This window comes from Paenibacillus sp. OSY-SE, assembly GCF_000283315.1.
Lineage (GTDB): Bacteria > Bacillota > Bacilli > Paenibacillales > Paenibacillaceae > Paenibacillus_B > Paenibacillus_B profundus.
In genome coordinates this window covers 57,100-70,165 of sequence record NZ_ALKF01000190.1, presented here as the reverse complement: position 1 = coordinate 70,165, position 13,066 = coordinate 57,100, and the positions used below count along the sequence as shown (strand labels likewise).

Sequence of the window (13,066 nt, the reverse complement as noted above, 5' to 3'; positions counted from 1 at the left end):
ATTCCGTATATTCACCTATTGATATCATTGTCAATATCATTTATCATACAAGTATAAGTTCATTAATTTGGTCGGAGATATGGACAGGACCACAACCACGCATTGAGTGCCAATGCGATCGTTGTGGTCCTTTTCTTTTTTCTCCGTACAGGAAAGGACATTCGCCATGACTCAATCATCATTTTCCAGCTTGAACAGACGTCAGATTCGTGAACAGCTTCAATCCGTTGGCTATGACCTGCTTATCATCGGAGGGGGTATTACAGGAGCCGGCATCGCGCTGGATGCAGCGGTCAGAGGCTTGAATACAGCAATTATCGAGATGCAGGATTATGCCGCTGGCACGAGCAGCCGTTCCACGAAGCTTGTGCATGGGGGCTTGCGCTATTTGAAGCAAGGGGAAATCAATCTCGTGCGTGAAGTTGGACGCGAGCGGGCGATCGTATACGACAATGCTCCTCATGTCGTCGTCCCTGAACGGATGTTGATGCCGATAATTCAGGGAGGCACTTACGGGAGATGGGCCACGTCGGTTGGCTTATATGTGTACGATTGGCTTGCAGGGGTAAAGCGAGCAGAACGCAGAACAATGCTGAGCAAGGAGCAAACACTTGAGAAGGAACCGCTCCTGCGCAGCGATAAGCTGAGAGCCGGCGGCTACTATGTCGAGTACCGGACGGATGATGCGCGCTTGACGATAGAAATTATGAAGAGCGCGGCAGCGCAGGGGGTTACGGCGCTTAACTATATTAAGGCCGAGTCGTTCATCTACGATGACAACGGACGTGTAATCGGCGTAACGGCCCGGGATATGAATGACAACACGTCCATTACGATTTCCGCCGCCAAAGTAGTGAATGCGGCTGGCCCTTGGGTAGACACGCTGCGCGAGCTTGATCGCTCCAAGACGGGCAAACGCCTTCACTTGACGAAAGGCGTTCATATCGTTATCGATCAGTCCCGCTTCCCGCTGCGGCAGGCAATCTACTTCGATACACCAGACGGCCGCATGGTATTTGCCATTCCGCGAGACGGCAAGACGTATATCGGCACGACGGATACGAATTACGAGGGCGATCTGGATCATCCCCGCATGACACGTGACGATTTGCTCTATTTGCTTCAGGCGGCCAATTACATGTTCCCGGCGATATCCCTAACTGAGGCCGATGTTGAATCTTCGTGGGCAGGGCTTCGTCCGCTTATACACGAGGATGGGAAATCACCTTCCGAGCTTTCGCGCAAGGATGAAATCTTCCTCTCTCCGTCCGGGTTGATTACGATTGCCGGCGGCAAGCTCACAGGATACCGCAAGATGGCGGAGCGCGTCGTTGATCTTGTCACGAATCAACTGGGGACTAGCCAAGGGAAAAACTATCCGAGCTGCACGACAGACCGCGTTGTATTGTCGGGAGGTGATGTGACGGGGTCATTTGCCGCCTATTGTTCGGAGTGGACGCGCCGCGGCGTAGCGCTCGGCTTGAATGAAGCGCGCGCTAAGGAGTTGGTCACGTTATACGGAACGAACGTTCAGCATGTGCTTTCCCGTATGGAGCATTATCAACAAGCAGGCAATCCGTACGGATTGCCAGCGGACGTCATGGCTGCGCTCGTCTATGGACTAGAGGCGGAAATGGTAACGCGACCGGTTGACTTTATCGCTCGACGAACAGGTGCTGTGAACTTTCGGATCTCGATAGCGAAGGAGTGGCTGAAGCCGGTTGCACGCTGCATGGCGGAATTAGTAGGATGGGATGCCTCGACGGAGGAACACTATGTGCGGCAAGCTGAGGAAGAAATCCATTATGCGACGACACCCGTGCAATGAAGCGGCAGGCTTGACTCGTATCGCTCCGACACGCTGCACATGACAAAGCCGAAGCTTGCGCAGTGCAGGCTTCGGCTGGTCTGCGGGAGAGCCGTTGCTGCTCTTGCAGCCCGCCTCAAATACCCACTTTAACGTAATTCGGCACGTTCGAGAAGATGCCGTCGATGCCTGCGGAGCGCAGAGCTACGGCCCATTCTGGCCTATCAACCGTATAGGCATATACTTTGCTGCCGATGTCATGGCACGCTGAAATGAATGCTTCGTTCGCGAAGGAGAAGTGCGGATGCACGCTATATACTGGGAATGGCAGCGAGCGAATGTAGTTTGCGGGCTCAAACAGCCGATCGCCGAACAGCACGCCAAGCTTAATTCTAGGCTCCAGCTCGGCGATGGTGGCCAACGCATAATGATCAAAGGAAGAGACGATGACGCGATCTAGCATGCCGCGTGAGGATAACGCTTGAATGAGCTTTTGCTCGATTCCTTTGTAGAAAAAAGGCACATTTTTGATTTCGATGTTCGTCATCAACCCGGTATCGGCTATGGCGTCCAAATAGTCATCCAGCAAAGGCAACCGTTCCTTCGCGAAGTCGGAATGGAACCAACTGCCCGCATCCAGCTTGCACAGCTCTTCATATGTACAATCTGCGACATATCCGCTGCCGTTCGTAGTTCGCTTCACGTTCTCATCGTGAATAATGACGAGTCGCCCGTCTTTCGTTTGCTGAATATCAAGCTCGATGCCATCACAACCCATGTCGACCGCCTTGCGAAATGCGGCCATCGTATTCTCGGGCGCATACCCCGATGCGCCACGGTGTGCAAATACGAACATCATCATCATCGACCTTTCATGATTTATTTTAAAGGGGGGGCATGACAGGCGGAGAGCCGCTCCCGCTCAAGGGTGCCCGCCCTGCCTTGCCCGCATTGTGCACTGCTCTATTTTGGCGCGTTAATTTTGTTGTCCTCTTCGATTAGCTTGTTGACCTTAGCCGTTAATTCATCGACGACCTTCTTCGGTTCGTCGCCTTGGTACAGCTTCTCGATGGAAGTCGCTACTTCATTGCGCGTTTCCGGGAAGACGGAGATAAGGGCGCCGCGCGTGGCCGTACCGGGCTTCGTAAGCTGCAATTGTTTTACCGTTGTCAGAAATGGAGGGGCTTCAGCATATTTGTCTCTGAGCAGCTTTTCTTCATGTGCTGCTTTCGTAATGGGGAAATATCCGGTTCCAGCGGCCCATTCCGCCTGCACGGCAGGTTCGGTGACGTATTTCGTGAAATCCCAAGCGCCTTCCTTCTCTTCCTCTGCCACGCTGTTCATGAGCCATAGCGATGCCCCGCCGACAATGACTCCGTTCGGCTCCTTGCCGTCGGGCGTCGGGAGAAAGCCTGTGCCGACTTCGAATGGTGAAGCTTTCACGACCCCTGCGATACCTGCGGTTGAATCCAAGTACATTGCAACTTTACCCGCACTGAACGCTGCGCGGATGTCATCCCATTTACGGCCGTAATTGCCAAGAGTCCCTTCTTTATTCATATCATTCAGCCACTCAAAAATGCCAAGGCTTTCGGGAGAATCGAGCAGAGATTTCGTCGCAAGCCCGTCACGTCCGTTGCCGTTGTCGACGAAGTCGGCGCCTTGGTTAGCAATCAACTGCTCGATGAACCAGCCGTACACAAGCAGGGCAAAGCCTTTTTCATTGTTGGCGTCGTTCGTTAACTTGTTCGCTGCCGCGCGAATTTCGCCAAACGTGTTGGGAGGGTTCTCCGGGTCGAGTCCGGCTTCCTTGAACTTATCTTTATTGTAAATCAAAATCGCATTAGAAGTGTTAAATGGAAAGGAGTACAGCTTGCCGTCGATTTGATAATAGCTTAAGATATTCTCCTCCCATTGAGAGAGATCGAATTTGTCTTTATCGATGAAATCCTGCACAGGTTGAACATAGCCGCTGTTCACCATATATTTCGTGCCGATCTCCTGCACCTGCATCAATGTCGGCGCTTCGGCCGTGCCGCCTACGGTCTTCAGCTTTGTTAACGATTCTTCATAGGAGCCTTGGAAGATCGCATCTACCTCATATTTGTCCTGCTTCTTATTGTAATCGTCTGCCATCTTGCTGATGAGCTCTCCGCTCGCGCCGCTCATGGCGTGCCAGAATGTCACTTTGATGCGCCCGTCGTCTGATTTCCTCGCTTCCGAACTTGACGAATTGCTGCAGCCTACCGCAGTCATCACGAGTGCCGCAGACAACAGCAGCACCAATCCTATTTTTTTCATTGTAATGAATCCCCCTCATAATCATTTATCCTTTCAATGCTCCTGACATCAAGCCGCGTCTAAGCTGCTTAAGGCTAAGGAACAAGAATAGCAGCGTTGGGACAAGCACGATAACGACTCCGGCCATAACGACCGGCCAATTCGTATTCGTTTCTTGCGCCTGCATCATTTTGAGTCCGATCTGTACGGTGCGGACATTGTTGTTCGTCGTCGTCAGCAGCGGCCATAAATACATGTTCCAGGTCGTCAAAAATCCATATACGCCCAGTGCGCTCAGCATTGGCATGGAGAGCGGGATGACGAACGACACGAGATACCGCAAACGACCGCATCCCTCGAGCTGAGCGGATTCATGCAGCTCGTGCGGCAAGGTCAGGAAATGCTGACGCAGCAGAAAGACACCGAACGCAAGGGCGAAGAAAGGCAAGGACAGCCCTTGGTATGTATTCACCCAATTCAGTCCGACAATCGTCAAGTAGTTCGGAATCATCGTTGCTTCCCATGGAATCATCATCGTAGAGATGAGCAGGAAAAAGATGAAGTTGCGCCCTTTGAAAGGAATGAATACGATCGCATAGGCGGCCAGACAGCAGACGATGATCTGCCCCAGCATAACGGTAAGCGAAATGATTAGGCTGTTCAGCATAAACTTCATCAGCGGAACGCTCTTTAACGCAAGCGTGAAATTGTCGAACATGAAGCTGGCGGGAAACAGCTTCCCCGTCATAATTTCCTCTGACGTCATCAAGCTCGCAAGCACGGCATACACAATCGGAAAGAACATGAGGACAGATGCCGCGATAAGCAGAAAGTAGAATAAACCTTTCTGATAAAGGGATATTCTCATTGATAGTGCACCTTCTTTTCCCCGACTTTAAATTGAATGATAGTAGCAATCAGCACGATAAGGAACAGGATGATGGCCTGAGCGCTCGCAATGCCGAATTTGTAGTGGATGAATGCATTCTGATAGATGGAGTAGACGATGAGATTCGTTGATTCTGCGGGTCCGCCCTTGGTGAGAATATCGATCTGGCCGAATGATTGGAACGAATGTATGACGGTGACGATGATGACGAAGAAGAGGGTCGGTGATACCATTGGCAGCGTGATGCGGAACAAGCGGACCCAATAGCCGGCACCGTCGATTTTGGCGCTTTCATACATGTCTTCCGGTATTCCTTGAATTCCGCCGAGCAGTATGATGTAGTTAAAGCCGATACCCATCCAGACGCTTGTAGCGGCAACGGAAATGAGTGCCCATTTCGGATTGGTGAGCCAGTGAATCGGGGCGAGACCGATCCAATCGAGCACATGATTCAGAAATCCGATGCTCGGATGGAACAGGAACAAGAAGATCATTGACCCCGCGGCAACCGACACTCCGATGGTAGATGAGAAAATAACGCGAAAGAACTGGATGCCGCGCAGCCGCTCGCTCGATATGATGGCAAGAAAGAAGGCGATGGCCACGCCGAGAGGCACAGTGTACAGCACATAGAGGAAGGTGCCGCGCAAGCTAGTGAGAAAGCTGTCGGATTGAAACAATTGAATGTAATTGTCCAGACCGACAAACAGTACCGGTATGCCGTGCGCATTCGTCGTGTAGAAGCTATAATAAAGCGTTTTCAACATGGGGTAGAACGTGAATACAAGCATAATGATAAGCATGGGACTGAGATACAGCAGACCGACTGTCAGCAGTCGCAGTCCCGAGTCTTTGTTTCTAGGAAGGTCCTTGCCGATAGGACTCATATGTGGTTGTATCCCCCTTAGGATAAGTTATAGCAACGTCTAGTTCAGAAAAAAAGAAGACCATAAGACTGCCAAATAGCTGTCAACGCTATCTGAATCACTAATGGTCTTCTCCGCTTCACGAAACCGGATATTAACTTGCACCAAGTATAATTCACAAAATATTAAAAATCAACACCATTTTAACTTTGAAAACGAAAGAATAACGATTGACAAAATAGAAATTGACTCATTCAATGGCTGGAAGTACGATATTCGTAGATTTACATATGGAAAATGTGCAATGTTAGTCTAGGCATTATAAATAGTGCGTGTTCAAAAGAGGGCTTATTGAACAACCTCTAATACGGGAGGGCCAAACGATGTATTTTGCCAATCAGCAAATCCTGCCAGCCGTCCGGCAGATGAAGGATTTTGAGAAACTACTCACTAGTCCGTTTGAATACTTGGTCTTGCTTGATGTTCATATTGCGCAATTAAAGCCTATATTTCAGATGTCCCATCCGTACCAAAAAAAATTGCTGCTGCACGTCGATCTGATACAAGGACTGCAAAGCGATAGCTACGCGGCAGAGTTTCTATGTCAGGAATTCAATCCTTATGGGCTGCTGTCCACGAAAGCGAACGTCATTATACGGGCCAAGCAGAAAGGCGTTATTGCGATACAACGCATTTTCCTCATCGACAACAGCTCCTTCGAGAAGAGCTGTTCGTTGCTGGAAAAGACTAATCCCGATTTTATCGAAGTGCTGCCGAGCCCGATGCTGCATGTCATGAACAAGAGCAAGCAGGGGCCTGACATCCCGCTTCTTGCCGGCGGATTCATCAGGACGACCGCGGATGTGGATGAAGCGCTTGGCGCAGGGGCCGTAGCGGTGACCACCTCCAGCAAAGAGCTGTGGAAGCATTATGCGGACCATGGCGCTGACCGTGTCAAGAAGAGGAATTAGCAGATTGATGTCGAAAATGATGTCGAAACAACTGTTCAATATAGCGGATACGAATCTATCAAACATCATTGAAGTGAAAGCGGAAGGTGACTGTGAATGAATGCGTTAGAACTACGAAAGCACACGCTGCTGCACGCGACTGCCGACAGCTACGCGCCATCTGATTTCACCGACTTCTGGCAGGAAACGCTGCATCAAGCCGAACAGAGACCTATGCGGAGCGTACGGAAGCTCGTAAATACACCCTATCCATATATGAAAGTATATGATGTCACTTATGAAGGCTTCGACGAGACGCCGATACACGGCTGGTTCATCGTCCCTGCTGTAGAGCGATACGATGGGCAGCCTGTGCCATGTGTATTGCAGGTGCACGGGTATACAGGCAGCAGAGGAATGCCGGAAGATTACGCCATGTTCGTGCTGATGGGCTACGCCGTGTTCGCGATTGATATCCGTGGGCAAGGCGGTGATACAGGCAACGAATTGCCGCTCACATCCGGTATGGTGCGCGGATGGATAACCCAGGGGATTACGGATCCGAAGCAGTGCTATTACCGCGCAGTTGCTGTCGATGCGTGGCGAGCGTTCAAATGGCTGTGCGAGCAGCCGGAAGTCGATGCGGCACGCATTGCCGCGGCCGGTTCCAGTCAAGGCGGCGGGTTGGCGCTGCTGCTTGCCTCACTGGAGAAGAACATCGCGGCCGTCGTCGCTGGCGTTCCGAACCTGTGCCATATGGATTATGCCCTTATGCACTCCGCAGGCTCTATATCGGAAGCTTCCGATTATGTGGCGCGTCATCCCGAGCGGCTCGAGCAGGTGATCCGCACGTTGAGTTATTTTGACTTGCTGCATCACGCTCATCTGATCACGCAGCCTGTGCTCATGTCAGTTAGCTGGAAGGATCCGATTTGCTTGCCGGAGACGATATACGCCGTATATAATCGTATGACTTCGCCCAAGCAAATCCTTGATTATCCGTTCTCAGGCCATGAGAATGGCGGCGGGTATGTAAGGAACGTGGCGGAGTTTCTTAAGGAGCATCTCGGAACAGCGAATGGTTTTGCTTGAATTGTGAAATGCTACTCCTGTTATGCCAAGCTTGACTTGACAGCATAAGGAGGATGTAATGATGAGCACGTACCGGGATAATCACAGACGCAATGCGAGCAATTACACAGAACAGGCCGACGCGGTCGTCAGCCAATCCAACGCTTCCCTCGGAAAAAATGAGGATGTCGAGTTCTCGATGGATCAAGCCGATGCGGAAGACATGAAGGCATTGGAGCGCGCGAATCAGGCAGATGAACGGGCTGAGCAGTCATGACATATGTCGAGGCGCGGTTTGCTGCCGGAGCGGCAGCCGATATGTGTGAACGAAAGCTGAGCGTATTGCGGGCCCATGACATTCGAGTTACCCAAGCCAATGAAGGGTATATCGTAAGCGCTGACGTTACCGAATCAACATTGGACCAAGTATATGCCGTCCTGCGCGAACATGACGGCACTCCGCTGAACGAATAGAATGAGCGGTCGTGTCGATAACTACCGGAATGAAACTCCTGCATTCGAATGACTCATGATGAGCGCTCGTTGTATGGAGTTTTATTTTTGTGTACAATAAATAGAATGTGTAGACATCATAAAAATAGAATGAGGCATAGGGGGATGTACGAGCGTGCATTGGCATGAATTAACGATACATACGACAGAAGAAGCCATTGAAATGATATCGAATTTCCTGCATGAAGCGGGAGCAGGCGGTGTGACGATTGAAGAATCGGGCACGCTGAACAAGGAGCGGGATACTTCGTTCGGCCAATTGTATGATCTGCCGCTGAACGATATTCCGGAAGGACAAGCTATCGTGCAAGGTTATTTTGCCGATGGCTCCAATCTGCGCGCCATTGAAGCCGAGGTGCAAGCACGTATCGAAGAGCTTCGCACGTACGACATCGATCCAGGAGAGGCAGTCATGTCGTGGCGCACTGTTCATGAAGACGACTGGGCTAATGCGTGGAAGAAATATTTCAAGCCGATCCGGGTAACGGAACGGTTGACGATCAAGCCGACTTGGGAACCATATAGTCCGGGTGAAGGGGAACAGATTATTGAGCTTGACCCCGGAATGGCCTTTGGCACAGGTACGCATCCGACCACTTCCTTGTGTCTCCGCACGCTGGAGAGTGTCATTCAAGGTGGAGAAGACGTAATCGACGTCGGAACAGGCTCCGGCATTCTGGCGATCGGCGCATGTAAATTAGGAGCCAAGCACGTGCTCGCAATTGATTTGGATCCTGTAGCCGTATTAAGCGCAAACGAAAACAGCTGCCTTAACGGCTTGGAGTCCGATATTACGGTTCGCGAGGGCGATTTGCTGCACATCATCAAGACGAGCGGGCAGGAGGAAGGAACCGATCTCGGCGTTACGCTTCCGGTCCAAGTCGTGGTGGCGAATATATTGGCTGAAATTATTCTGCTCTTTATCGAGGATGTGCTTGCGGCGCTTCAGCCTGGAGGTATCTATATCACTTCCGGTATTTACAAAAATAAGGAAGAGGTAGTGGAAGAGGCGCTGAAAGCTAACGGATTTATAATCGAAGCGAAGCATCGGGAAGCGGATTGGGTCGCGATCGTTGCGCGCAAACCTTCCTAGAAGGGCGGAAAAAACGATATGGATTTTTTAAATAAAATATTTTTTGTCGAGCTTGAGCTGCTCCCTTTTCTCGTGCTCGTCCTCTTGGTTGCCTTTACCGTGCACGAATTCGCCCACGCCTTCTTCGCGTGGAAGTTCGGGGATCCGACAGCGAAGATGCTCGGAAGGGTCAGCCTGAACCCGACGAAGCACATTGATTTTCTTGGCCTGCTGTTCTTTGTAATCGCAGGCTTCGGATGGGCGAAGCCGGTGCCGGTCAACCGGGATAATTTCAAGCATCCGCGTCTCATGGGCATTGTCGTCTCCGCGGCGGGGCCGGTAAGCAATTTGCTGTTAGCGTTTCTCGGTACGCTTCTATTTCATCTGGGCTTGAAATACGGCTTCGTGAATTTGGAATCATCTGAGCGCTGGCATGCGGCAATCTATTATTTCTTGAATTATTTCATTACTTTCAATGTGCTGCTGTTCTTGTTCAATCTCATTCCGCTGCCGCCGCTTGATGGTTATCGCATTATTGAGGATTTGGCGCCGCGTCAAGTACGGATTCGTCTGCAGCAGTTTGAGCAATGGTCTATTTTTATTTTCTTGCTTATCGTGTTTATTCCGGGCCTGCGCAAAGTAACGATCCAGCCGTTGTTTAGTCTTATTGAGCCGATTGTATTCGAGTTCTCGAAAGCTGCGCTGTTCATCGTCGGCAGATAATGCGGAGGATAGCTTACGGGATTGGTTGCGTTTGAAAAATGTTGTCAACGGTAGCGCATCAAGCGCAAAACATGTATGATGGGGAATGTTGATTACGATGCAAAAATACTTTATTGCCCCGGAACAGTTCGGGGAACAACACATACAAATTACAGGCAGTGACGCGCACCATATTGTGAATGTAATGAGAGCGAAGCCCGGCGCCACTGTCATCGTGAGCGACGGTGCCAGCCGTGAAGCGAAGGCGATGATCGAACGCTGCGAGAACGGCGCCGTGGAAGCGCGTATCGTGGAGCTGCTGGCGGCGGACCGGGAGCCGGCCGTGCTTGTTTCTGTTGCTCAGAGCTTGCCGAAAGGCGACAAGATGGAGCTTATCATTCAGAAGTGCACCGAGATCGGCGCGGCGCGCTTCATCCCTTTCGTATCGGAGCGAACTATCGTTCAATACGATCAGAAGAAGGAAGCAAAGCGTCTAGAGCGGTGGGGCAAGATTGCGAAAGAAGCAGCAGAGCAGTCACACCGCAATCGCGTGCCCGCGATCGATTCGACTGTGTCCTGGAAGGCGCTAACGGAGCACTACAGTGAGTACGATCTCGTGCTGCTATGTTATGAGGATGAAGTCGGAACGCTGCTGCGTGATGTGCTCGAACCGTTTCATAGGACGTTCCACAGTAAGGTACAGCAGTCGCAACAGGAAGCTCGCATTCTGGTCATTATCGGTCCGGAAGGCGGGTTTTCATTGCGTGAGGTCGAAGCTGCGGTGGAGGCCGGTGCTCGCTGCGTCAGCTTGGGGCGGCGCATACTGCGAGCGGAAACAGCAGGGATGGCGGCATGCACCTGCATCATGTATCAATTCGGAGAGCTGGGAGGAGTGTGAACGATGCCATCAGTTGCATTTTATACACTGGGCTGTAAAGTGAACTTCTATGATACGGAAGCGATCTGGCAGCTGTTTAAAAATGAAGGCTATGAACAAGTTGATTTTGAACAAACGGCAGACGTTTACTTGATCAATACGTGCACGGTTACGAATACGGGAGATAAGAAGAGCCGCCAAATTATTCGGCGAGCCGTGCGCCGCAATCCCGACGCCATCATTGCCGTAACAGGCTGCTATGCGCAGACTTCACCGGCGGAAATACTCGACATACCTGGCGTCGATCTCGTTATCGGTACCCAGGATCGCGATAAATTGATGGATTATGTTCGTGAGCTGCATGCGGAACGCAAGCCGATTAATGCGGTCCGCAACATTATGAAGACCCGTGCGTTCGAGGAACTGGACGTGCCGGACTTCGCAGAGCGGACGCGCGCCTTCTTGAAGATTCAGGAAGGCTGCAACAATTTCTGTACCTTCTGCATTATTCCGTGGTCACGCGGTCTGTCACGCAGCCGTGAATCAGACAGCGTTCTGAAGCAGGCACGCCAGCTTGTCGCAGCGGGCTACAAGGAGATTGTACTCACCGGTATCCATACGGGCGGTTATGGCGATGATATGGACAATTATGACCTGACCAATCTGTTATGGGATTTGGACAAAATCGACGGGTTGGAGCGGGTGCGCATCAGTTCTATTGAGGCAAGTCAAATCGACGATCGCATGATAGAGGTGCTCAACAAATCGAAAAAAATGTGCCGCCATCTTCACATTCCGCTGCAAGCGGGCAATGATGAAGTGCTTAAGCGCATGCGCCGCAAATATACGGTAGAAGAATTCGCCACTAAAATTGCGCGCATTCGAGAAGCGATGCCGAATGTGGCCATTACGACGGATGTCATCGTTGGTTTTCCCGGAGAGACGGATGAGCATTTCCGCCAAGGCTATGAATTTATGAAGCAAGTAGGCTTCTCTGAAATGCATGTATTCCCATACTCGAAGCGTACTGGTACACCGGCTGCGCGCATGGAAGACCAAGTGGATGAAGAAGTGAAGCATGCCCGGGTGCATGAACTGATCGATCTGTCCGAACAGATGCAGCTTGCATATGCAGAGCAGTTCGTTGGTGAAGTCGTGGACATTATTCCGGAACGCTATACTAATGGTGCTCCGGGCGCGGGCAACCTGATGGGGTATTCGGACAATTACATTCAAGTGATCTTTGAAGGCGATGAATCCCTCATCGGACAAATATGCCGCGTCAAGATTACGGAAGCGGGTGTCAACGAATGCCAAGGCGTGTTGACCCGCGTCATGGGACAAGGTGCAAACATCACTTCGCAAGCGGCTAACATGTAATATGAACAAGGAGGATTTCAGCTTCCGCTTTATGAGGGAGAAGGTGAAATCCTCCTTCTTTTCAGTTAGGATATACATAATAGAGGTTGCTTAGAGTGGCCGCTTTTGAACACACACTAATATTTAAGTTTTCATGTTGGAGGAATGCCTTATGAAAGAGATATCAGCCGGCGGTGTAGTGTATCGCAGACGTGGAGAAAAGCTGGAATTCCAATTGATTCAAGATCGTTACGGCAAAATTTCGTTAGCCAAAGGGAAAATGGAGCCGGGGGAAACGATCGAGGAAACGGCGTTGCGCGAAATTTGGGAAGAGACTGGGATTCGGGGCCGCATCGTTTCCAAGCTCGACACGATCTATTATCAATATGCTCACCCGCAAGTGGGTACCGTCGATAAGGAAGTGCACTATTACCTCGTAGAGGCGGAAACAGGTGATTTACAGGCTCAAATTGAGGAAATTCGCAGTGTGGACTGGTTTGTTCCGCAGGAAGCGTGGGTGAAACAAAAGGGGTCCGGCTATGATAATAATGATCACATCCTTCTTAAAGCGTGTGAGGAGCTGGAAATTCAGTTAATTCAGTAATAGCCGCTGTAACGAAGCGAGTGAGCAATCTGAATCGATTCCAATTCATAAGCAAATCCGATAATTAGGGGGACTG

14 protein-coding genes are annotated in these 13,066 nt (G+C 50.8%); 10 read left to right on the top strand and 4 right to left on the bottom strand.

The features are described from left to right. Positions 1 to 166: 166 nt before the first annotated feature. Positions 167 to 1,828, top strand: a complete 1,662-nt coding sequence (locus tag A372_RS0119250; RefSeq protein ID WP_019422527.1) for a glycerol-3-phosphate dehydrogenase/oxidase — start codon at positions 167 to 169, stop codon at positions 1,826 to 1,828. A 115-nt stretch (positions 1,829 to 1,943) separates the two neighbouring features. Here the strand turns inward: A372_RS0119250 and A372_RS0119245 are convergent, their stop codons facing one another. The 4 genes from A372_RS0119245 to A372_RS0119230 all read right to left on the bottom strand — a co-directional run bounded on the left by A372_RS0119245 (position 1,944) and on the right by A372_RS0119230 (position 5,863). Continuing rightward, the gene (locus A372_RS0119245) at positions 1,944 to 2,672 is read right to left on the bottom strand and encodes a glycerophosphodiester phosphodiesterase (RefSeq protein ID WP_026011170.1); all 729 of its coding nucleotides are present in this window, start codon (positions 2,670 to 2,672) and stop codon (positions 1,944 to 1,946) included. A 98-nt stretch (positions 2,673 to 2,770) separates the two neighbouring features. Beyond that, positions 2,771 to 4,108, bottom strand: a complete 1,338-nt coding sequence (locus A372_RS0119240) for an ABC transporter substrate-binding protein (protein ID WP_019422525.1) — start codon at positions 4,106 to 4,108, stop codon at positions 2,771 to 2,773. A gap of 25 nt (positions 4,109 to 4,133) precedes the next feature. Further along, positions 4,134 to 4,955: a carbohydrate ABC transporter permease gene (locus tag A372_RS0119235; protein WP_019422524.1), complete on the bottom strand. Its 822-nt coding sequence runs from the start codon at positions 4,953 to 4,955 to the stop codon at positions 4,134 to 4,136. After that, positions 4,952 to 5,863, bottom strand: a complete 912-nt coding sequence (locus A372_RS0119230) for a carbohydrate ABC transporter permease (protein ID WP_019422523.1) — start codon at positions 5,861 to 5,863, stop codon at positions 4,952 to 4,954. The genes A372_RS0119235 and A372_RS0119230 overlap by 4 nt, the downstream gene beginning before the upstream one ends. A gap of 362 nt (positions 5,864 to 6,225) precedes the next feature. Here A372_RS0119230 and A372_RS0119225 point away from each other — a divergent pair, with 362 nt between their 5' ends. The 9 genes from A372_RS0119225 (at position 6,226) to A372_RS0119180 (ending at position 12,990) form a co-directional block, all read left to right on the top strand. Next, entirely contained in the window at positions 6,226 to 6,813 is a 588-nt protein-coding gene (locus tag A372_RS0119225; protein ID WP_019422522.1) for a glycerol-3-phosphate responsive antiterminator, read from the top strand. 96 nt (positions 6,814 to 6,909) lie between these two features. Continuing rightward, positions 6,910 to 7,884: an acetylxylan esterase gene (locus A372_RS0119215; RefSeq protein WP_019422520.1), complete on the top strand. Its 975-nt coding sequence runs from the start codon at positions 6,910 to 6,912 to the stop codon at positions 7,882 to 7,884. A 61-nt stretch (positions 7,885 to 7,945) separates the two neighbouring features. Then, complete coding sequence (locus tag A372_RS0119210; protein WP_019422519.1) at positions 7,946 to 8,140, top strand: YfhD family protein; 195 nt, start codon at positions 7,946 to 7,948, stop codon at positions 8,138 to 8,140. Further along, the gene (locus A372_RS0119205; protein ID WP_019422518.1) at positions 8,137 to 8,337 is read left to right on the top strand and encodes a hypothetical protein; all 201 of its coding nucleotides are present in this window, start codon (positions 8,137 to 8,139) and stop codon (positions 8,335 to 8,337) included. The genes A372_RS0119210 and A372_RS0119205 overlap by 4 nt, the downstream gene beginning before the upstream one ends. 154 nt (positions 8,338 to 8,491) lie before the next feature. Further along, on the top strand, positions 8,492 to 9,469 hold the full coding sequence (gene prmA, locus A372_RS0119200; RefSeq protein ID WP_019422517.1) for a 50S ribosomal protein L11 methyltransferase: 978 nt from the start codon (positions 8,492 to 8,494) through the stop codon (positions 9,467 to 9,469). A gap of 18 nt (positions 9,470 to 9,487) precedes the next feature. Continuing rightward, a complete protein-coding gene (locus A372_RS0119195) occupies positions 9,488 to 10,171 on the top strand; it encodes a site-2 protease family protein (protein WP_019422516.1) in 684 nt (227 codons plus the stop codon). Positions 10,172 to 10,268: 97 nt separating this feature from the next. Further along, positions 10,269 to 11,048 (top strand): 16S rRNA (uracil(1498)-N(3))-methyltransferase, encoded by a 780-nt coding sequence (locus A372_RS0119190; RefSeq protein WP_026011169.1) that lies wholly within the window; start codon positions 10,269 to 10,271, stop codon positions 11,046 to 11,048. Between the two features lie 3 nt (positions 11,049 to 11,051). Continuing rightward, entirely contained in the window at positions 11,052 to 12,407 is a 1,356-nt protein-coding gene (gene mtaB, locus A372_RS0119185; protein WP_019422514.1) for a tRNA (N(6)-L-threonylcarbamoyladenosine(37)-C(2))-methylthiotransferase MtaB, read from the top strand. A gap of 151 nt (positions 12,408 to 12,558) precedes the next feature. Then, on the top strand, positions 12,559 to 12,990 hold the full coding sequence (locus tag A372_RS0119180) for an NUDIX hydrolase (protein WP_019422513.1): 432 nt from the start codon (positions 12,559 to 12,561) through the stop codon (positions 12,988 to 12,990). The last annotated feature ends 76 nt before the right edge of the window (positions 12,991 to 13,066 follow it).